Source organism: Arthrobacter sp. Leaf337 (assembly GCF_001423745.1).
Taxonomy (GTDB): domain Bacteria; phylum Actinomycetota; class Actinomycetes; order Actinomycetales; family Micrococcaceae; genus Arthrobacter.
This window is the reverse complement of the sequence record NZ_LMPC01000027.1, coordinates 123,628-142,493: the sequence shown is the minus strand read 5'-3', so window position 1 is coordinate 142,493 and position 18,866 is coordinate 123,628. Positions and strand designations below refer to the sequence as shown.

Here is an 18,866-nt window from a genome sequence, read left to right as displayed (position 1 = left end):
ATGGGCAATTCCGTACTTCCGGCGGGCCTTCCCGCAACTGTGGGCGTCCTCGGCGGCGGCCGGATGGGGGCGGGCATCGCCCACGCCTTCCTGATCAACGGTGCCAACGTCCTGGTGGTGGAACGGGACGAAGCCTCGGCCGAAGCAGCCCGGGAACGTGTGGAGTCCGCCGCGGCCAAGAGCATCGAGCGCGGCGCCACCGACGGCAACCTGGACGAGATGGTCTCCAGGCTCTCCGTCACTGTTGACTACGACGACTTCAAGGACCGCCAGCTGGTGGTGGAAGCCGTTCCGGAGGACTGGGACCTGAAAGTGGCATCCCTGCGCGGAATCGAGGAGCGCCTCGCCGCAGACGCCTACCTCGCCTCCAACACGTCCTCGCTGTCCGTCAACGGACTGGCCCAAGAGCTTAAGCGTCCGGGGAACTTCCTGGGCCTGCATTTCTTCAACCCGGTTCCGGCGTCCACGCTGATCGAAGTGGTGCTTGGCGAGCGGACGTCACCGGAGCTGGCTACCGCAGCGAAAAGGTGGGTTGAGGCGCTCGGCAAGACCGCCGTCGTCGTCAATGATGCTCCCGGTTTTGCCTCTTCACGCCTGGGCGTGGCCATTGCCCTGGAAGCGATGCGCATGGTGGAGGAAGGCGTTGCGTCCGCCGAAGACATCGACAACGCCATGGTGCTGGGCTACAAGCACCCCACCGGACCGCTGCGGACCACGGATATCGTGGGCCTGGACGTCCGGCTGGGCATCGCGGAATACCTGCAGTCGACCCTGGGGGAGCGCTTTGCGCCGCCGCAGATCCTGCGCGACAAAGTGGCCCGCGGCGAACTGGGACGGAAGACCGGCAAGGGCTTCTTCGACTGGCCGGCCTAGCGCCCGACGGCGGCGTTCCCGCCTGGCGTGGGCGGCTGAGCGCCCGGCTGCCTAGTGCCCGGCCTAGTGCCCGGCCCGCGCGTCGAGCGCGGACTTCAGGCCGTCCAAGGCGGGGTCCCGCAGTGACATGAATGCCGGCTTCATGAACGGTTCGATGATCCTCAGGGCACCTTTGAGCTGGAACTCCGCTGTGTACTTCACCGTGCAGCCGGTCCCGTCGGACGAGACGTCGATGGAGTCCTCGGAAATCACCGTTTTGTTTTCGCCCCGCAGCTTGATGTGGTTCCGGGTCAGCTCCACCACCTCGTAGATGAGCGTTTGCCGCTTGCCCCGGAATTCGGCTTCGGCGTGGTACCGGTGGCCCACGGCGACGGGACCCTCGGAGAGCTTCTTGACCACGGGGGTCCCGGGATCCCATTCGGCGGTGTTCTCGAACGCTGACAGGTAGGTGAAGGCTTCCTCTGCCCGGAGGGGAGAGCTGACGGTTCCCGCTACTGTGATCATGCCGACAGCCTAGCCGCTGCGCCCTAGGATGGTGCGGTGACTTCCATTGAACCCATCACGCTGACCGGTCAACACGTCGTCCTCGAGCCGTTGAGCCACGCGCATCACGACGGCCTGGTGGAGGCTGCCCGGGACGGTGAGCTCTGGAAGCTCTGGTACACGAGCGTGCCCACCCCGGAGGGCATGGCTGCAGAGATCGACCGCCGGCTCGGACTCCAGGAGCTGGGCGCCATGCTCCCGTTCACCGCGCGCCTGATCGACCCGGCCACCGGCGGTCCCGGCCGCGTGATCGGGATGACCACGTACATGAATATCGACGCCGCCACTCCCCGCGTGGAGATCGGCTCCACCTGGAACGCGGCTTCTTCGCACGGCACAGGGACCAACCCGGACTCCAAGCTGCTGCTCCTGCGGCACGCCTTTGAAACGCTGGGGTGCCCGGCGGTCGAGTTCCGGACACACTGGCTCAACCACCAGTCCCGCGAAGCGATTGCGCGGCTCGGAGCCAAGCAGGACGGCGTGCTGCGCAGCCACTCCAGGACAGCCGACGGCCAGCTCCGGGACACCGTGGTGTTCTCGATCCTGGAGCACGAGTGGCCCATGGTCCGGGCCAGCCTGGAGTTCAGGCTGGCCAAGCAGCGCTAGGGCGTGGCGGGCGTCGCGTAGGCGTTCGCCGCGTCCAAGGCTTTGTAGTAGCCCAGGTACCCGGCTGCATTGGGGTGGAAGGCCTCGGTTGTGCCCGCTTCCGGGCCGTTGATCCACGGAACAGGGGAGTTTGAGGCGTGGGGGGCGAATTCATCTGTTACGTCGACAAATTCTGCTTCAGACGTGTCTGCCGCCCTGGCTATGGCTCCGTTGAGCTCAGTGATTGCAGTATTGACGGTCGTCATAAAAACAACTTCCTGCGGCGTCGTGCCCTTACTGGGGTCGAACAGATACGGATAGCCCGTGAGGACTATTTTCGCTTCGGGGGCTTGAGCACGCACGGCCTCCACCATGTCAACCACGCGGCCTTCGACCTGGCCGATCATGGCGACGGCCGATCCAAAGGCCTCAGCACATTGAATGGATGCTGGGTCAGGCACGCAGGTGAAGAGGACGGCCGTTGAATTGATGTCGTTTCCACCGGCAGTGATGGTCACGAGAGTGATGCCGGTGTTCAGTCTCTTCAACTGTTTCGTAGTGACATCCGCTATGGTCGCGCCGCTACAGGCCGCATTGGCGGCCAGAAGGACGGACTTGCTCTCGTCTGCTTCGGCTGGGTAACCGTTCTCGCTGCGGTAGCAATCCAGATCCTGATACGAGCCCCCTCCCACCCCGGCGGCGTATGAATCGCCCAATGCAACGTAGGCAGTCGGGCGGGCGGCTTCAGCCGGCACCGCCAGCCCCAGAGCCAGCGCCAGTGTTGCCAAACCGGCCGCGAATGCCGCGCGCCGCCGTCGTAATTTCCGGTCACTCATCAGTTTCCCCTTTGTTCTGAACTGTGCACCGGGGCTGCGGAGCCACGGGCCGCGGCCAGGCCGCAAGTACGCCCAACGCTACGCTGACGCCTGCCCGCCGGACACGGGCCGGAGTACCCGTTTATTGCCGGACGCCACTCTAATCTTCAGCCGTTACGCGTGCCGGATGTCGGGGGTCTGTGGTTAGCTGTCTGGATGGAACAGCCTGGACAGCCCGTGCACTGGGACGGAGCCGTGAATGCCTGGCGCATTTCGGGCAGCGTCTTCCGCATGGGGCGCCGGGAATGGGTCACCGAGTCGGGCTGGAAACAGGCGTACGACGACGGTGTCCGCACCGTGATCGACCTCCGGAACCCGTCGGAACAAGGGCTGAGGGACACCGACCCCGAGGTGAGCGCGGAGGTGCTGGCGTCGTTCGACGTGGTGCACGCCCCCACCGAGGACCCGCACCACCCGGAGTTCAAAGAACTATGTTTCCCCTACTTGAACGATCCGGCGTGCTACGCGGCCAACGCCCGGCTGTTCCCGGACAAACTTGCGGCCGTCTTTAGGGCGATAGCCGCGGCCCCCGCCGGCGTAGTGATCCACTGCTCGGCCGGGCGGGACCGCAGCGGAATGATCGCCGCCATGCTCCAGGATCTCACCGGTGCCGGAGACCACGAGATCGTGGCCGGCTACCAGGCTGCCATGCGGGGCATCAACGAACGCCACCGGACAGTCGGTCCGCCCCACAAACATGAGCGCTACCTGGATGAGGACACTTTGGTGCCTCTACTGGAGAAACGCGGCGGCGGAGCCCTGAAATTCGTCCGGGGCCTGGATACCCGAAACTACCTGTTGCGGCACGGGATCACCCCGGCCGAGTTGGCTGCCATCCTGTCGCGGCTGGCAAGCAGGGTGACGACGTGAACACACTATGGGGGACACCTTGACGCATCATTCCGGCCGGCATCCGTTCAACCGCGCCCTGGGACTGGCCGCAACGGCTTCCCTGGCGTTCGGCGCCACCTTCCTCGCGGTTCCCGCCGTCGCGGAGTCCGGTACGCCGGTCCCCGATCCTACGGTTTCCGCACCCGTTTCAGCGCCCGTTTCGACGTCGGCGCCTGCCACGGCAGCGCCCGCCCCGGGCGGTTCCGCACCGGTCATCAGCGACGCAGGCCTGACGGAGGCCGTTCTCCGCGACCTGGGCATGACGCTGGAACAGTTCAACGCGGCCGGTGACCAGGGCAAACGCGCGGCCGACGCCGTTGCGTCCCTGCGTGCGTTGCCCGGCTATGTGGGGATCAGCTTGAACGACGGCCGGATTGTGGTCGAAGGGGGCGGCCCCGAGCTTGAAGCCCGGGTGGCTGAACTGAATGCGGCCGGACCTGGCGATTTTGTGCTGGTGGCTGCCACGACGACTGCGGCATCCGCGCAGACTGTCGCCGCTGCGCAGCCTGAGCCGGCCGCCCCGGAACGTGTCGCGGCCAGCACCGACCAGCTGTTCAAGGACTACGTCCGCGAGGTGGGTGCCGAAGGCCTTCAGGCAGTGGCCTACGCCAACGGCAGCTTCGTGATCCGCACCGGCGGCACCAACCAGCCGGAGGCCGGCGGCACCCTGGCGAACACCGTGGCTCCCGGAACCCCAGCGGCTTCGCCCTCGCCGTCGGAATTCGTGGCGCGCTACACCAACGTCCGGCTGGAGCAGGGCGCACCGCTAGCGCCGGAGGAGGACTTCTTCGGCGGACAGGGCTATGTCCTCAACACCGGTGTCATCTGCTCCGCCGGTTACGGCGCCTACAGCCCGGAAGGGGAGCCGCTGGTCCTCACCGCAGGCCACTGCACCGAAGACGGCACCGTTACCACGGCAAACGTGGAGCGTCCGGCATCACCGGCAAACAACCTGCTCGGCACCCTGGGCTTCAGCCAGTTCGGCGGCCCGGGCAACTCCTGGATCACCGGCGACGAAGCCAACCCCGGAAACGTGGGCACGGACATCGCGGTCATTGAGGGCATCCGGCCCGGCGTCGAGGTCCAGCCCGCGGCCAGCCGCTGGGACGCACCCACGGATCCCGGATCCACGGCCGTGAAGATCATCGGAACCGCCTCGCCGTCGCCGGGGCAGGCAGTCTGCCGCTCCGGCCGTACCGCCGGCTGGTCCTGCGGCACCGTGGACGAGGTGGGCATCTACGTCGTGGGCGGGTTCACCAAGGATCCGGCCGACCTCCGGGCCTTCCGCGGTTTCCTGTCCACCTCCGTGCAGTCCAGCGGCGGCGACTCCGGCGGACCCTGGATCAGCGGCAACTTCGCCGTCGGCACACACTCCGCGGGGGACCAGGTGGTTCCCGGCCAGCCGATTAACAACTTCGCCGTGGCCACCACCCTGGAGGACGCCATGACCCGGCTTCCCGGCGTCCAGCTCCAGCTGTTCCTCAACAAACCCTCACTCACGAGTCCGGCCGACGGTACGGGAGTGGCGCTCGGCCAGCCCATCACCGGGCAGGTCCCTGCGGCCCCGGCCTCCGCGGTAGCGGCTGGCTCGAAGGTGCGCATCACCATGCCCCGCGAGGCGCCGATGGACGTCCCCGTGGACGCCTCGGGACAGTGGCAGTTCACCGCTCCCTCCCCGGCGGGCCGGCTGCAATTTACCGCGGAAACCGTCAACGGTTTCAGCCATTCCGGCGCCAGTTCGTTCGACGTCACGGTGCTGCCGGCCGAGCTGCCGGCACCCGTCATTTCGACGCCCGGAGAGGCCGCAGCACTCACGGCACTCGAGCGCATTGCAGGGACCGGAACTCCCGGTGCCAGGGTGGAGCTCTCCGGTGACGCCACCGGGGAGGCGGTGGTGGGGCCCGACGGCACCTGGACTGTACCCGTCACCGGTCCCGCAAGGTTCGGCTCGTTCACCGTCACGGCAGTGCAGACCGCCGGCGGCGCCGCCGACAGCCCGGCGGCGAGCCGGACGTTCACGGTAGTGCCGCCGTCGCCCGCGGTTGCGAACATCCAGAACGGCCAGCATTTCGCCCACGACGCGGTTCCCCAGCGGATCACCGGTTCAGCGCTGAAGGGCGCGGCGGTGACCGTCACAGTGGACGGCGCCGCAGCAGTGCAGACCGCAGCGGATGGCACGTGGAGCTCGCCGGTTCCGGCCGGGCTCGGGGCCGGAGCCCACACGCTTGCAGTCAGCCAGACGGTCGACGGCGTGGCCTCGGCGCCGGTGAACCTCACCTTCGTGGTTGACCCGGCGCCCGTGATTGTTCCCGCCGCGATCACCCCGGCGGGCGTTTCGGGTCAGCTGCCGGCCACCGGCGCCGACGGCCTGCTCACTGCGGCCGGCGTCGGGGCAGGCGTACTGCTGCTCGGCGGCGCCGCGCTGGTCCTTGCCAGGCGGCGCTCCCGCCGCTGAGCCGTCCCGCAGCCGTCTTCCAAGCTATTGGAAGTCGGCCAGCCAGAGGTCCGGACCGAAGACCTCGTACTGGATGTCCTTGGCCGGTACACCCCGGGCAACCAGCGAACTCCGGACGGACTTCAGGAAGGGCAGGGGGCCGCAGAGGTAATATTCGGCGTCGTCCGGCAGTTCCACCGCGTTGACATCCATGAACCCCTTGAACGCCGGCGCACTTTCGGTTCCGGAAGCGGCGGATGAATCACCGGGCTCGAGGAACCAGGTGTTCAACGACCCGTCCGTTAGCTTCGCCAGGTCCTCGGTGACCTGGGCCCGCAGCGGGAACGACGACGGCGTGTCATCCGCGTGAAGGAGCACGACCTGGCGCTGGGAGCCGGACTTCACCAGATGGGACAGCATGCCGGCCATCGGGGTGATGCCGATGCCCGCGCTGGCCAGGACCACCGGCCGGTCGGTGTATTCGAGGACCACGTCACCGAACGGTGCCGAGAGGACCACCTCGTCACCCTCATGGATCTCGTTGTGGAGCAGGTTGGACATCTCGCCGTCGGGTGTCGGCAATCCATGGACGCGCTTCACCGCGAACTGCCGGTGGTGGCCGTCGTCGGCCTTCGTGAGGCTGTACTGCCTCGGCTGGTGCACGCCGTCGTGCATCAGCATCTTGATGGTGACGTACTGCCCCGGCAGGGAAGGCTTGACGTCCCGCTCGTCGGTCCGTTCCACGATGAACGTGACCACGTCGTCGGTTTCCTGGATCCGCCGGGCTACGCGCCAGGTCCGCCAGATCGTCTCGGGCGAGAGGTGCACGGCGTTGTAGAGGCCGCGTTCCTTGTTGATGAGCATGTTGGCCATGAGCCAGTAGACCTCATCCCAGGCGGCGGCCACGTCGGGAGTCACGGCATCTCCGAGCACGTCCACAATGGACCACATCAGATGGTCGTGGACCACCTGGTACTGGTCCGGGGCCAGGCCCAGCGAGACGTGCTTGTGGGCGATCCGGGACAGCAGATGGTCCGGAAGCTGATCGGGTTTGTCCACCAGGAACCCGGCGAACGCGGCAATGGACCCCGCCAACGCCTGCTGCTGCCGGCCGTCCGCCTGGTTCCCCCGGTTGAAAAGGCCGTCCTGGAGGTCCGGACGCGCCTCGAACATGTGCTTGTAGAACCGCTTGGCAATCTCCTCGATGTGCTCGCCAACTACAGGCAGCGTCGCCTTGATGACAGGAGATGCAGTGTCTGAGAGCATGGTTGTTCCCTTCCGGTCTTGCCGGTTAGTGCAGGCGGTGTTTCGTCGCTCGGCACAGCAAACGTAGCAGTCCCGGCCGTTCCACTTCCGGGCCGATCGGCCCTTCATTGCACGGGAGAACGGGTGTAAGGCACGACGGCGTGCGGCTTAGTTTTCCGCGGCCAGTTCACCACGGGCGATGCTGTCCGAAGAGTGCGCGGGGTTGCCGTCGAACGGCTCGTTGGACACATCCACGATGGGATATTCCGCGAGGTCGAGTCCGGCGGGGAGGGCGAAAACGCCGGGCTCACCGTCCAGCACGCCAAGGCTGACGAGCTTGGACAGGTCCGGCGAGATCACCCAGACCTCCCGGAACCCGCTGATCTGGCCGTCGGAGAGCTGGACCACCAGCTGTCGCGTGCCGTCCGGAAGCTCCTCCACCAGGGCCTTGCCGGTGGACGTGTAGGACGCCAGCGGCTGCAGCGGAGCCTGGGCGATGACCACGGGCTGGGGAGCAGTGGGCGAGGGTGAGGGACCCGCTTGCGGGCCCTGACCGAGGACGTTGTAGCCGGCCCACACTGCGGCCGCGCCCACTACGATCCCTGCGGCGGCTGCCATCGCCACCCAGCGCCGGGCACCCGCGCCGGTCCGAGGGGACCCGGATCCAGCGGAACCAGCCTCTCCTGCGGAGCCTGCCGCCGTGCCTTCGGTCCGGGGACGGAGCGGCGTCGGAGGGGTGAGCGGCGTCGCGGAGCCCGCCGTCGTCGTCGTGCTGCCCGCGGCGCCCTGCCGGCTCAACGGGTCCTCCGCCTGTTCGGGGGAGAGGCCCAGGGCCTGATGGATGGCTGCCCAGTTGCGCGGGCCGGGCGTGGCCAGTTCCACCCGGGCGGGATCCACCGTGGCGGCGCGCACGGTGCGTTCCAGGGCCGCGAGGGTGCCGGAACATTCACTGCAGAACGCGAGGTGGTCCGCCTCGGCGGGGGTCAGGGCGGGTTCGCCCAGGGCCATCAGGCTCAGCTGCTCGTCGTCAAGATGCTTCATGGCCCACCTCCAGGCGGGTCCGCATCCGGGAGAGGCTGCGCCGGATGTGGCTCTTGACCGTACCAAGGGGCAGTTGAAGGCGCGACGAAATCTGGTCGTGCGTGAGGTCCTCGTAGAACGCCAGCTTCATGATCGCCTTCTGTGGATCGCCCAACCGGTCCAGCTCTTCCTCCAAGGTTATGCGGTCGGCCACGGCTTCCACGTCGGCTGCCGGCGGCCCGGCCACCCGGTCGTCACCCACGAACTGCCCGGCGGCGTGTTCCAGCTCCTGCCGGCGCATCCGCGCGGACAGTGCATCGGAAATCGCGTTGCGGGTGATCCCCACCAGCCAGGCGGGCAGGCGGGCGGCTTCCGGCCGGTAACTGGCGCGCGATTTCCAGGCGCGGATAAAGACTTCCTGCGTGACGTCGTCGGCCGCTGAGCGTTCCCCCAGCGACCTCAGCGCCAGGGTGTACACCAGCGGACTCAGGCGCCGGTAGGCCTCGGCGAGAGCCGCTTCTTTGCCGGACGCGAACGCATGATCGAGAGCGGCGTCCCAATCATGCGGGCCGGCAGGCGTCATCGATGGCTCCTTCGAGCGGCAGTGAGACCTGTGGAACCACATTATGCCGTGCCCGCTGACGGTCCGCCAGAGAGCGGGCCGGAGCCTCCGCCTGGGAGCCCGCCAGGGAGCGGGGTCTTGACCGCCGCCGCCGCAGCGGAGCAAGCTCAAAGAAGGCCCTCCGGCAGCCCCGGGCCCAGCAGAGCCTCCGTGCCGCAGGTCCTCAGCCCTGAACCCCGATTCCAGGAGAGCCCCATGAGCACCACAGCATTCAATGACCTGCTCGCCAAACAGGTGGGCAACGAGTTCGCGGCATCCCAGCAGTACATCGCCATCGCCGCGTGGTTTGACGGGCAGGACTTGCCCAGGCTTGCGAAGCACTTCTACCGGCAGTCGCTCGAGGAACGGAACCACGCGATGATGATGGTCCGGTACATCCTGGACCGCGGCATCAGGATCTCGATTCCGGGAGTTGAGCCGGTCAGGAATGATTTCACCTCGGCGGAAGAACCCCTGGTCCTTGCCCTGGCCCAGGAAATTGAAGTCACGGACCGCATCAAGGAACTCTTTGCCGCGGCCCGGGCGGAAAACGACCCCCTGGGCGAACAGTTCATGCTCTGGTTCCTCAAGGAACAGGTGGAAGAGGTCGCATCCATGTCCACGCTCCTGAACGTCGCTCGCCGGGCGGACAACATGTTCGACGTCGAGATGTTCCTGGCCCGTGAGCGGGTAGGGGACGCCGGCGGCGGGCACGGCGGCGGGGGCGGCGGCCACCACGGGCACGGCGGCGGCCATGGCGGCGCAGGCCATGACTCCGGAACGCCGGAAGCGGCGGGCGGAGCGCTCTGAAGCACACCGGCGGGGCCGCCCGTTCAGGCGGCCCCGCCGGTGATGGATATTAGCGATGCGTTGCTACTCGGGGATGCGTCAGCCGCGGCCGCAGCCACGGTCCTCGGAGTCAACGACCTGGACGGCCACGTCCAGGGTGCCGTCGGCCAGGCTGCCCCAGGCGTAGACGATTGTGTTCTTGCCGGCCTCGACGGTCACGTCAGCCGGCCCGATCACCGGATCGGTGGTCCCGGCCGCGGCAACCGACGCGGAAACGGTGCCGGCCTCGAGCTTCAGGGTTGCCTCGTCCGGATTGCTGAGTTCCTCGATCACTGCCGTTCCGCCGGCCAGGACGTCGACGGCGGGCGCCGCGGCTACGTGCCTCACCGTCAGTTTGCCCTTGTTGTCGTTGCGGGGAGCCTTGGTGTCGTTGGTGAACAGCGTGGCCGTGGGGCCGCCGTCGGCATCGAGGTGGGCCACCGCGGTGTAGTTGCCGCCGCTGTCGAGTTCAACGTCCACCGGCCCGATCACCGGGTTGTCGGCGCTGGTGGCGTCCGCGGCGGTGACCGCGATTTCGTACTCGCCGGCCGCGAGCTCCAGCGGGCCCGCGAGGGTTCCTGGAGTGAAGTCATCCAGGGTGAGGTTCCCGTCCACCCACACGTCCACGGTCAGGCCGGGCACGCCGTGCAGGACCGAGAGCTTCGCGGGGGCATCGTCGTGGTTCCAGCCGCCGGCCTGGGCGGGGGTCGCGAAGGTCAGTGCAGCCAGGAGCGACAGTGCTCCGGCGGCGTAGGTTGTTTTGCGCATTTCAAACTCCTCAGAGGGACGCCCGGTGTCGGGCTGTGTTTGTGCTTACGCCTTTACTACCGGCGGGAGCCCCTCTTTGGATGCAAAGTCATGAAGTTTTTTCCGCGCGGCCCTTCCGGTCCGTCCCTGCACGGCCTTTCCGGTCCAGCAGCAGGTTCGTGATCCGGAGGGTGCACAGGCGCTGGCCGGCCTCGTTGGTGAGCAGTACTTCATGCGTGGTCAGCGTTCCGCCCAGGTGGATGGGCGTGGCCGTGATGGTGATCTGGCCTTCGCGCGCTGATTTGTGGTGCGTGGCGGACACATCCACCCCCACGGCAGTCTTGCCCAGGGTGCTGGCGTGGATCACGGCGGCCCAGGACCCCACGGCCTCGCCCACGGCCAGTGAGGCGCCGCCGTGCAGCAGCCCGAACGACTGCCGGTTGCCCTCGACGGGCATCGTGGCAACAACGCGCTCCACGGATTCCTCGACGATTTTCACGCCCATCTTCTCGTCGAGTTCGCCGAGCGTGATCTTCCACAGTTCGGCGCTGCCGGTTTCGGGCTGCATGGGCCACTTCTCTTTCGTCGGGTCTTCCCAGTGTGCAACAGGCTAGTGTGCAGCACGGCACATTCATGTACTGTAGACATATTACCGAACGGACGGTCAGTAATGCACTGGCCGTGATGATCTTGCCCCCGCTGGAAGGACCCGTCAACGATGACCACCACTGCAACTGCTCCGAAATCCTCGCTGGACACTGTGGAGACCGTTCCCAGTTTCGTCCGGGACGCCTGGTGGACGCCCGACGCCGCCGCCGCGGCTTCCGCAGTCCCCGTCCTGGACGCCAGCACCGGCGAGCTCCTCGCCAAGGTGAGCACCGAGGGACTGGACCTTGCCGACGTCGTGGACTACGGACGCACCACCGGCCAGACGGAACTCGGCACGCTGACCTTCCACCAGCGCGCCCTGAAGCTCAAGGAACTGGCCCAGTACCTGAACGCCCGCCGCGAGCACTTCTACGAGCTGTCCGCCCAGACCGGCGCCACCAAGATCGACTCCATGGTGGACATCGACGGCGGCATCGGCGTGCTCTTCACCTTCAGCTCCAAGGGCCGCCGCGAGCTGCCCAACTCGCAGGTGGTGGTGGACGGTCCCATGGAGGTGCTCTCCCGGGACGGTTCCTTTGCCGGTGAGCACATCTTCACCCGTATCCCTGGCGTCGCCGTCCAGATTAACGCCTTCAACTTCCCGGTGTGGGGCATGCTGGAGAAGTTTGCGCCCGCGTTCATCGCCGGCGTCCCCACCATCGTCAAGCCGGCGACTCCCACGGGCTACGTGGCTGCGGCCGTGGTCAAGGCCATTGTGGAGTCCAACATCCTGCCCAAGGGCTCGCTGCAGCTCATCTCCGGATCGGCCCGCACGCTCCTGGACCACCTCGACTACCGCGACCTCGTCGCCTTCACCGGGTCCGCCTCCACCGCCAACTCGCTGAAGTCGCACCCGAACGTGGTGAAGGGCGGCGTCCGCTTCACCTCGGAGACCGACTCCCTCAACGCCGCCATCCTGGGCCCGGACGCGGTCAAGGGCACGCCGGAGTTCGACGCCTTCATCAAGTCCGTGGTCACCGAAATGACCGTCAAAGCCGGCCAGAAGTGCACGTCCATCCGCCGCACCATCGTGCCCCGCGAACTGGTATCCGACGTCGTTGCCGCCGTGGGTGCCCGCATTGAGGAACGCGTGGTGCTGGGTGATCCCCGCGCCGAGGGCGTCACCATGGGTGCGCTCGCCTCCCTTGAGCAGCTGGCCGACGTCCGGGCCGCTGTCCAGGCAATGCTCGACGCCGGCGGCGAGCTCGCGTACGGCACGCTCGATTCGCCCAAGGTGACCAAAGCGGACGGGGGAGTGGCCGTCGTCGAAGACGGTGCCTTTATGTCCCCGGTGCTGCTCAGCTGGGCGGACGCCGAAGCTGAGGAAGTCCACTCCCTGGAGGCCTTCGGTCCTGTTTCGTCGGTGATCGGCTACACCGACCTGGCCGACGCCGTGCGCCTCGCCGCCCGCGGTGGCGGCTCGCTGGTGGCCTCGGTGTGCACCAACGATCCCGAGGTTGCCCGCGAACTCGTCACCGGGATCGCCGCCCACCACGGCCGCGTCCTGATGCTCAACCGCGAGGACGCCCGCAGCTCCACCGGCCACGGTTCACCGGTGCCGCACCTGGTCCACGGCGGCCCGGGCCGCGCCGGCGGCGGCGAGGAACTGGGCGGCATCCGTTCGGTGATGCACCACATGCAGCGCACCGCCATCCAGGGCTCGCCCAACATGCTCACCGCCGTCACGGGCCTCTGGCACACCGGCGCGGACCGCAACTTCACGCTGGAGACCGAAGGCCAGCACCCGTTCCGGAAGCACCTGAGCACCCTGCACATCGGCGATGCGGTCCGCTCCGGGCTGCGGGAAGTCACCCTCGAGGAGATCACCAAGTTCGCCAACTCCACCGGCGACACCTTCTACGCCCACACCAACCAGGAGGCTGCGGAGGCCAACCCGTTCTTCCCGGGCATCGTGGCGCACGGCTACCTGCTGCTGGCCTGGGGCGCCGGGCTGTTCGTGGAGCCTGCTCCGGGCCCGGTGCTGGCAAACTACGGCCTGGAGAACCTGCGCTTCATCACCCCGGTGGCCGCCGGCGACTCGATCCGCGTCACCCTGACCGCCAAGAAGATCACCCCCCGCGAGACCGACGAGTACGGTGAGGTGGCCTGGGACGCCGTCCTCACCAACCAGAACGACGAAATCGTAGCCACCTACGACGTCCTCACCCTCGTCGAAAAGTAGCAGCGTCGAAAAGTAACAGCCTCGAAAAGTAGTCCCCACCCCGGACGCTCTCTCACTTCTTGCGCCCTTTCCGCCGACGCTCTCTCACCCCGGTGGACCAGTTCACCGGTGAGAGAGCGTCAGGGTTTGGGCGGCAGGATGTGAGAGAGGGTTTCGTAAGATCTTTCCGCCCTGCCCCGGCGTAGAATTTTTTGCGTAGGAGGTGGCGAAATGACCCTAGTATTGAACACAGCCACAACCGTCCTGCCCGTGGATGACAAAGAGCGCGCCCGTCGTTTTTACGCGGAAACACTCGGACTGCCTCATCGCGGCGTGGCAGATGACGGAAGCGAATTGTTTGGCAGCGGCGACGGCCCCATGCTGCAGCTGATGCCAGTGAAGGATGGCAGGCACTCCGAGCACACCACGCTGAGCTTTGAGGTCAGGGACATCGAGCGGACCGTTGATGAAATGGAAGCCCGCGGCGTCCGGTTCCAGGATTACGATCGCCCTGATCTGAAGACTGGCGAACACCACATTTGTACTACCGATTCCGAAAAATGCGCATGGTTCATGGACACCGAGAACAATATTCTCTGCGTTCACGAAACCCTCGGCATTCAGCAGGCGGAGTACCAGCTCTAGCCCTGTGGCCCTGCCGGTGACCAAGCCGGCCAGGGCGAAGAGGACCGGCGTCCCGGCTCAGCGGGACGCCCTATCTTTTTGCCTGCTTCAGGGTGATCAAGGACCACTCGGCCTCACGGCGATTCCGGCGGCGTCGCGGACCACGGTGTAACCGGCCGCTCCTGCCTGACGCCGTCCACCGTCACGTCCACCCGTTCGTTGAAGAAACTCACCAGCCCGTGGATCTGGGCGGCATCGCGGAACCGCTGGTCGTACATCCAAGCGATGTTCCGCCCGGTTTCGGAGTGCGGGTAGGTCCAGTAGCTCGCCGTCCCCTTGTACGGACACACCGTCTTCTTGGGGCTGGGCTCCATGATGTCCAGGAGGACGTCCGCGGGCGGGATGTAGTAGCGCACCGGCAGCATGGTCTCGTACAGCAGTTGGGCGGCGTTCGTGGTGGCCAGCGTGACGTCGTCGAGCCTCACTTCAACGGTGAGAGACGACGCCCGGATGTCTACGCGGTGGAACGGATCACGGGGGTGGCCGATGATCTCCTCGTCGTCCTCCAGCCATTCGAAGGCGTTGAAATCCAGCACCACGTGTCCGGCGAGGTCGGGGTCGGCCGGCCGGAAGGCCGCACGGGGCAGCCTCGCCCCGGAGGTCACGACGTCGAACTCCTCACCGTCCGCTGTGTGGCGGCCGAAACCCGTGCGCGGATCCAATCCATGCGGTCCGTCCCGGCCGAGCCTGAAACCGTGTTCCGCAATCTGGCCCGGCTGCTGCTTCGGTGGCGCGAGTTCGGCTTGAAGGTCCACCTCGGGCACGGCATACATGGGAGTAACGCGCCTGGGCTCCCACACCAGGAGCGCATACAAAGTGTCGACGACGGCGTTCCCGTCCACCATGGCCCGGACCCGTTTGGGAGTGGGCTGGTAACGCAATTGGGGGAACGTGCCGAAGATGACTTCGGATAACTTCGTGGCCATGACTACAGGGTGGTCGCCGCCATTCCCGGCGTCAATGACTGCCCTCGCAGCCGCCGGGAGAATGTGGGCGAGAACAGCGTCAGCGTGGCGCGCTGAGCCCCTTGAATGCCATTGTGATGACGTCGTCGGCCAGCTTTTCGGGGGAGAGCGAGCCGCCGGGCTTGTACCATTCGACGATCGAGTTGATGGTGCCGAACAGGAGGCGCGTAACCGTACGGGGATCGATGTCCGCGCGCAGGGAACCTTCATCGCGGGCGGCGGAGATCAGGGCAGCCACCTTGTGGTCGAAGGTGCGGCGGCGTTCCATGGCGTCACGCTCGATGTCCGTGTTGCCGCGCAGGCGCAGCAGCAGCGTGACGAACGGAAGCCGTTCCACCAGCACGGAGATCGTCCGCCTGAGCACGAACTCCAGCCGGGCCTCGGCCGTTCCGGTCTGGGCCTGCGGCTGCTCGAGGATGGCCTCCAGTCCGCCCAGCGCCTCTTCCAGGGCGAGCTTGAGGAGGTCGCCCTTGGACGGGACGTGATGGTAGATGGCCGACTTGGAAATACCAAGGTTTTCGGCAAGGATGCCCATGGACGTGGCGTCGTAGCCGTGGCGGTTGAAGACCTCGACGGCGATCTGCAGCACCGACTGCTGGTCGTATCCGGGGCGGCCGCGCTTGGTGGGTGCATCAGTTGTGGACATACCGGCTATTTTCTCATGAACGTTCGGTTATTAGGCGCAATCGGTGTCATGGACCAGAAATCCCTTGCCTGCGCCGTGCCCCGGTGCTAGAAAGCTTGTAGAGGAACTATCGGCGCGGAGCCGGTTCTGGCTCAAAAGTTTCAAGGATCGGGACGGGATCAGGCACGTTGGGCTGCCCGGCTGGCGGTTAGCCATCGGCACGTCACAGCGCTGTCGCGCATTGGCAGTAGTGCACTGAATGCCTCCCGTAAAAGGATGGTCCCCGGCTGCAGCAGCCGGGGACCTTCCCCATGTCGGTGACCTTCCGACGTCGGGCGCTTTATGAAGGGTGAGCGCCGCCCTAGCTGGCGTTCTCCTCCAGGGTCAGGTCGCGGTCTTTCGTCTCCGGGGCCTTGATCGCCTGGACCAGCGAAATGCCGACGATGACCATCATGTACACGGCGATGGGCCAGTAGGAGCCGGTGGCCCGGGCACGCCAAAAGGGCCCGGGGGGACCCGGACCCTTCGTGGCTGCTGCCCGGTGGGGCCGCAAGTGTACGTTCGCGCTATGCCTTCGGGCGCAGGTCGTAGATCCGGCGGAGTTTGCCGTTTGAGCGCTCCAGCGACCCGGGCTCGACGACGTTGACGGTGCAGGAGGACCCGACGTGGATCTTGATCTGCTGCTGCAGGACCTTGGCGGCCGAGGCCACGCCCTCTACTGAGACGGATTCCCGGCGTTCGATCTTAACCGTGAGCTGGTCCATCCGCTGGCCCTCGGGCCGGGTCAGTTCCAGCTGGAAGTGCGGGCTGAGCTCGGGGATGCGCAGCGCGATTTCCTCGATCTGCGAGGGGAACAGGTTCACACCCCGCAGGATGATCATGTCGTCGCTGCGGCCGGTGATGCGGCCCATGCGGCGGTGCGCGGGGCGGGCGGTGCCGGGGAGCAAGCGGGTGAGGTCCTTGGTGCGGTACCGGATGATGGGCAGCGCTTCCTTAGTGAGCGAGGTGAACACCAGTTCCCCGTGTTCGCCGTCGCCCAGGACCTTCGTGGGGTCGAATGCGTCGATGACCTCGGGGCGGAAGTGGTCCTCCCAGATGTGGCTGCCGTCCTGGGTTTCCACGGCTTCACCGGCCACGCCGGGGCCCATGACCTCGGACAGGCCGTAGATGTCGCAGGCCTTGATGTTCATGGTGGTTTCGAGCTCGTGGCGCATTTCCTCGGTCCACGGCTCAGCCCCCAGCACGGCGTACTTGAGGGACGTGGAGGCCGGGTCGATGCCCTGCTTCATCATCGCGTCGGCGATGGTCAGCAGGTAGGTGGGGGTGGCCAGGATCGCGTCGGGCTTGAAGTCCTGGATGAGGGTGATCTGGCGTTCGGTCTGGCCGCCCGAGATCGGGATGACCGTGCAGCCCAGGGCCTCGGCGCCGGCGTGGGCGCCCATGCCGCCGGTGAACAGGCCGTAGCCGTAGGCGTTGTGGACCTTCATGCCCGGGCGGACGCCGGAGGCGCGGAGGGAACGTGCCACCAGCTTGGCCCAGTCGGCGAGGTCCTTCTTGGTGTAGCCCACCACCGTCGCGCGGCCGGTGGTGCCGGAGCTGGCGTGGATGCGGGCCACCTCGTGCTGCGGCACGGCGAACATGCCGAAGGGGTACTCCAGGCGGAGGTCTTCCTTGGTGGTGAAGGGGAACTTGCCCAGGTCGGCCAGTTCGCGGAGGTCGGTGGGGTGGACGCCGGCCTCGTCGAACTTGCGCTTGTACAGTGGCACGCGGTCATAGGCGTAGGCGACCGTGTGCTGGAGGCGGCTCAGCTGCAATGCCTCCAGCTCGTCGCGGGATATCGTTTCTTCGCGGTCCAGCACGGCGTCGGTGGCAGCTGCTGGTTCAGTGGCGTGGAGGGTCATCTGGGGGTCCCTGTTTCTATTTCTTGGAGATGGTGCGGCTGCGGCCGCGGAACTCGGCGATGAGCTCGCCCGGGGTTTCATCATTAGCGCTGCCGGCGGCAGTGCCGGCGTTCGTGCCTGCGGGGGCGTCGGTGTTGGTGCCTGCGGCGGTGTGGGGGTCTGCGGCGTAAATCTGGACGTCGTAGAGTCCGCTGCGGCCGGCATGGGCGCGTCGGTTGGCGACGGCGGTGATCACCTGGCCGGTGAAGGCCGGCTTGAGGAAATTGATGTCGACGCCGGATGCCACGGTGATCGTGTCGCCGTCGGCTCCCGCCGTGCCGGCAGGCGGGCCCGCCGGGTTGCAGGCCAGGGCAAATGCGGTATCGCCGAAGGCGAAGATCATTCCGCCGTGGGCCATGCCGAAGCCGTTGAGCATTTCCTGCCGGAGGGTCATGCGGATGGTGGCGTGACCGTCGTCCACTTTGAGGACTTCGATGCCCATCCATTCAGAGGCATAGTCGTTTTCAAGGATGGGGTGGGTGGCCCCGGAGAGTGTTGCTTCAGCCATGCGTCATTGCCTCCAGCTTTATTTACCGAATGTTCATTAGGTAATCCCATTTTGGGGCATGCTGTCAAGAGCCGCTGGTGTTTCCGGCGGTAGTGCGAGGGCGTTTGGGGGTGCTTTCCGGTCCGGCTAACTGCCCCACATCTCGGAACTGGTCAAGGACGTGAACACGAACATCCCGCCGACAACGGCGAAGAATCCGCCGAAGAACCGGGCATATGCGGGACTGGCCAGAAACGATCCGGAGTAGTCGACGCCCATCGGTTTGGATTCCTTCAGGTACTTCGACATGGCGGTTGCGGATCCGTTCAGATTCGTCAGCAGGCTCAGCCCAAGGAGGATGGCCACGGCGCCGAGGGCACCGGACGCCCAGCGGGTAACATCCCTGGCGCCCAGGGGAACTGAGACGAAGGTGACCATAAAAACGATGAAGAACAGGATGTAAAAGGTCTTCACGGGCTGCGGCAGGGCCGCCAGGAATTTGAACGGGTTCACGGAGCCTCCTGATCATGCGTCTGCTGAGCATAGCCTCGCTGATCCCGAACTGGAATGGGAATATCAGTTTTCCGCCGGTGAGGGCTGAACCTTAGGAATCAGGCGCGATCGGCGTACGATCGGAGGCGGGGGAAGCCGACCCATGACAGGGGACGCCATGAGCGGAATTTTGGGGCAGGCGCGGACGTACTCAAGTGCTTT

The 18,866-nt window shown here is 66.5% G+C and carries 19 protein-coding genes; 7 read left to right on the top strand and 12 right to left on the bottom strand.

Annotation, left to right across the window (positions count from 1 at the left end; translation table 11 throughout):
* The gene (locus tag ASF98_RS17970; protein ID WP_055804692.1) at positions 1–873 is read left to right on the top strand and encodes a 3-hydroxyacyl-CoA dehydrogenase family protein; all 873 of its coding nucleotides are present in this window, start codon (positions 1–3) and stop codon (positions 871–873) included.
* Positions 874–936: 63 nt separating this feature from the next.
* On the opposite strand, the gene ASF98_RS17965 is transcribed toward ASF98_RS17970, so the two are convergent.
* Positions 937–1,377, bottom strand: a complete 441-nt coding sequence (locus tag ASF98_RS17965) for an SRPBCC family protein (RefSeq protein ID WP_055804690.1) — start codon at positions 1,375–1,377, stop codon at positions 937–939.
* Positions 1,378–1,413: 36 nt separating this feature from the next.
* Between ASF98_RS17965 and ASF98_RS17960 the strand changes: the two genes are divergently transcribed.
* Positions 1,414–2,022: a GNAT family N-acetyltransferase gene (locus ASF98_RS17960; RefSeq protein WP_055804688.1), complete on the top strand. Its 609-nt coding sequence runs from the start codon at positions 1,414–1,416 to the stop codon at positions 2,020–2,022.
* Here ASF98_RS17960 and ASF98_RS17955 read toward each other — a convergent pair.
* The gene (locus tag ASF98_RS17955) at positions 2,019–2,837 is read right to left on the bottom strand and encodes an SGNH/GDSL hydrolase family protein (RefSeq protein ID WP_082506922.1); all 819 of its coding nucleotides are present in this window, start codon (positions 2,835–2,837) and stop codon (positions 2,019–2,021) included. The genes ASF98_RS17960 and ASF98_RS17955 overlap by 4 nt on opposite strands.
* 195 nt (positions 2,838–3,032) lie before the next feature.
* On the opposite strand from ASF98_RS17955, the gene ASF98_RS17950 reads away from it, so the two are divergent.
* Together ASF98_RS17950 and ASF98_RS17945 are read left to right on the top strand one after the other, a co-directional pair.
* The gene (locus tag ASF98_RS17950; RefSeq protein WP_055804683.1) at positions 3,033–3,746 is read left to right on the top strand and encodes a tyrosine-protein phosphatase; all 714 of its coding nucleotides are present in this window, start codon (positions 3,033–3,035) and stop codon (positions 3,744–3,746) included.
* Between the two features lie 19 nt (positions 3,747–3,765).
* Positions 3,766–6,222 (top strand): trypsin-like serine protease, encoded by a 2,457-nt coding sequence (locus tag ASF98_RS17945; RefSeq protein WP_055805100.1) that lies wholly within the window; start codon positions 3,766–3,768, stop codon positions 6,220–6,222.
* A 24-nt stretch (positions 6,223–6,246) separates the two neighbouring features.
* On the opposite strand, the gene ASF98_RS17940 is transcribed toward ASF98_RS17945, so the two are convergent.
* The 3 genes from ASF98_RS17940 to ASF98_RS17930 all read right to left on the bottom strand — a co-directional run bounded on the left by ASF98_RS17940 (position 6,247) and on the right by ASF98_RS17930 (position 9,049).
* Positions 6,247–7,467 (bottom strand): globin domain-containing protein, encoded by a 1,221-nt coding sequence (locus ASF98_RS17940; RefSeq protein ID WP_055804681.1) that lies wholly within the window; start codon positions 7,465–7,467, stop codon positions 6,247–6,249.
* A gap of 147 nt (positions 7,468–7,614) precedes the next feature.
* Positions 7,615–8,487 (bottom strand): anti-sigma factor domain-containing protein, encoded by an 873-nt coding sequence (locus ASF98_RS17935; protein ID WP_055804678.1) that lies wholly within the window; start codon positions 8,485–8,487, stop codon positions 7,615–7,617.
* The gene (locus ASF98_RS17930; RefSeq protein WP_055804677.1) at positions 8,474–9,049 is read right to left on the bottom strand and encodes an RNA polymerase sigma factor; all 576 of its coding nucleotides are present in this window, start codon (positions 9,047–9,049) and stop codon (positions 8,474–8,476) included. The genes ASF98_RS17935 and ASF98_RS17930 overlap by 14 nt, the downstream gene beginning before the upstream one ends.
* A gap of 234 nt (positions 9,050–9,283) precedes the next feature.
* Between ASF98_RS17930 and ASF98_RS17925 the strand changes: the two genes are divergently transcribed.
* On the top strand, positions 9,284–9,877 hold the full coding sequence (locus tag ASF98_RS17925; protein ID WP_055804674.1) for a ferritin: 594 nt from the start codon (positions 9,284–9,286) through the stop codon (positions 9,875–9,877).
* Positions 9,878–9,955: 78 nt separating this feature from the next.
* On the opposite strand, the gene ASF98_RS17920 is transcribed toward ASF98_RS17925, so the two are convergent.
* Positions 9,956–10,663 carry a DUF4397 domain-containing protein gene (locus tag ASF98_RS17920; protein ID WP_055804671.1) on the bottom strand — a complete coding sequence of 236 codons (708 nt, stop codon included), beginning with the start codon at positions 10,661–10,663 and terminating at the stop codon, positions 9,956–9,958.
* 88 nt (positions 10,664–10,751) lie between these two features.
* A complete protein-coding gene (locus ASF98_RS17915; protein WP_055804668.1) occupies positions 10,752–11,210 on the bottom strand; it encodes a PaaI family thioesterase in 459 nt (152 codons plus the stop codon).
* A gap of 150 nt (positions 11,211–11,360) precedes the next feature.
* Here ASF98_RS17915 and paaZ point away from each other — a divergent pair, with 150 nt between their 5' ends.
* Complete coding sequence (gene paaZ, locus ASF98_RS17910; protein ID WP_055804665.1) at positions 11,361–13,472, top strand: phenylacetic acid degradation bifunctional protein PaaZ; 2,112 nt, start codon at positions 11,361–11,363, stop codon at positions 13,470–13,472.
* A gap of 210 nt (positions 13,473–13,682) precedes the next feature.
* Entirely contained in the window at positions 13,683–14,096 is a 414-nt protein-coding gene (locus tag ASF98_RS17905; protein ID WP_055804662.1) for a VOC family protein, read from the top strand.
* 113 nt (positions 14,097–14,209) lie between these two features.
* Here the strand turns inward: ASF98_RS17905 and ASF98_RS17900 are convergent, their stop codons facing one another.
* From ASF98_RS17900 to ASF98_RS17875, 5 genes are all read right to left on the bottom strand, one after another.
* Positions 14,210–15,061 (bottom strand): DUF427 domain-containing protein, encoded by an 852-nt coding sequence (locus tag ASF98_RS17900; protein ID WP_055804660.1) that lies wholly within the window; start codon positions 15,059–15,061, stop codon positions 14,210–14,212.
* 79 nt (positions 15,062–15,140) lie between these two features.
* Positions 15,141–15,746, bottom strand: a complete 606-nt coding sequence (locus tag ASF98_RS17895) for a TetR/AcrR family transcriptional regulator (RefSeq protein WP_055804657.1) — start codon at positions 15,744–15,746, stop codon at positions 15,141–15,143.
* 545 nt (positions 15,747–16,291) lie between these two features.
* Entirely contained in the window at positions 16,292–17,626 is a 1,335-nt protein-coding gene (paaK, locus tag ASF98_RS17885) for a phenylacetate--CoA ligase PaaK (RefSeq protein ID WP_055804653.1), read from the bottom strand.
* A gap of 16 nt (positions 17,627–17,642) precedes the next feature.
* Positions 17,643–18,173: a hotdog fold thioesterase gene (locus tag ASF98_RS17880; protein WP_055804650.1), complete on the bottom strand. Its 531-nt coding sequence runs from the start codon at positions 18,171–18,173 to the stop codon at positions 17,643–17,645.
* A gap of 126 nt (positions 18,174–18,299) precedes the next feature.
* Complete coding sequence (locus ASF98_RS17875) at positions 18,300–18,665, bottom strand: hypothetical protein (RefSeq protein ID WP_055804647.1); 366 nt, start codon at positions 18,663–18,665, stop codon at positions 18,300–18,302.
* Positions 18,666–18,866: the final 201 nt, after the last annotated feature.

Bases quoted from the DNA above. Each gene is read 5' to 3' on its own strand.
- paaZ (WP_055804665.1), top strand. From the start codon at position 11,361: ATGACCACCACTGCAACTGCTCCGAAATCCTCGCTGGACACTGTGGAG.
- ASF98_RS17895 (WP_055804657.1), bottom strand. From the start codon at position 15,746: ATGTCCACAACTGATGCACCCACCAAGCGCGGCCGCCCCGGATACGAC.
- ASF98_RS17905 (WP_055804662.1), top strand. From the start codon at position 13,683: ATGACCCTAGTATTGAACACAGCCACAACCGTCCTGCCCGTGGATGAC.
- ASF98_RS17930 (WP_055804677.1), bottom strand. From the start codon at position 9,049: ATGACGCCTGCCGGCCCGCATGATTGGGACGCCGCTCTCGATCATGCG.
- ASF98_RS17955 (WP_082506922.1), bottom strand. From the start codon at position 2,837: ATGAGTGACCGGAAATTACGACGGCGGCGCGCGGCATTCGCGGCCGGT.
- ASF98_RS17950 (WP_055804683.1), top strand. From the start codon at position 3,033: ATGGAACAGCCTGGACAGCCCGTGCACTGGGACGGAGCCGTGAATGCC.
- paaK (WP_055804653.1), bottom strand. From the start codon at position 17,626: ATGACCCTCCACGCCACTGAACCAGCAGCTGCCACCGACGCCGTGCTG.
- ASF98_RS17970 (WP_055804692.1), top strand. From the start codon at position 1: ATGGGCAATTCCGTACTTCCGGCGGGCCTTCCCGCAACTGTGGGCGTC.
- ASF98_RS17880 (WP_055804650.1), bottom strand. From the start codon at position 18,173: ATGGCTGAAGCAACACTCTCCGGGGCCACCCACCCCATCCTTGAAAAC.
- ASF98_RS17940 (WP_055804681.1), bottom strand. From the start codon at position 7,467: ATGCTCTCAGACACTGCATCTCCTGTCATCAAGGCGACGCTGCCTGTA.
- ASF98_RS17925 (WP_055804674.1), top strand. From the start codon at position 9,284: ATGAGCACCACAGCATTCAATGACCTGCTCGCCAAACAGGTGGGCAAC.
- ASF98_RS17965 (WP_055804690.1), bottom strand. From the start codon at position 1,377: ATGATCACAGTAGCGGGAACCGTCAGCTCTCCCCTCCGGGCAGAGGAA.
- ASF98_RS17935 (WP_055804678.1), bottom strand. From the start codon at position 8,487: ATGAAGCATCTTGACGACGAGCAGCTGAGCCTGATGGCCCTGGGCGAA.
- ASF98_RS17920 (WP_055804671.1), bottom strand. From the start codon at position 10,663: ATGCGCAAAACAACCTACGCCGCCGGAGCACTGTCGCTCCTGGCTGCA.
- ASF98_RS17915 (WP_055804668.1), bottom strand. From the start codon at position 11,210: ATGCAGCCCGAAACCGGCAGCGCCGAACTGTGGAAGATCACGCTCGGC.
- ASF98_RS17900 (WP_055804660.1), bottom strand. From the start codon at position 15,061: ATGGCCACGAAGTTATCCGAAGTCATCTTCGGCACGTTCCCCCAATTG.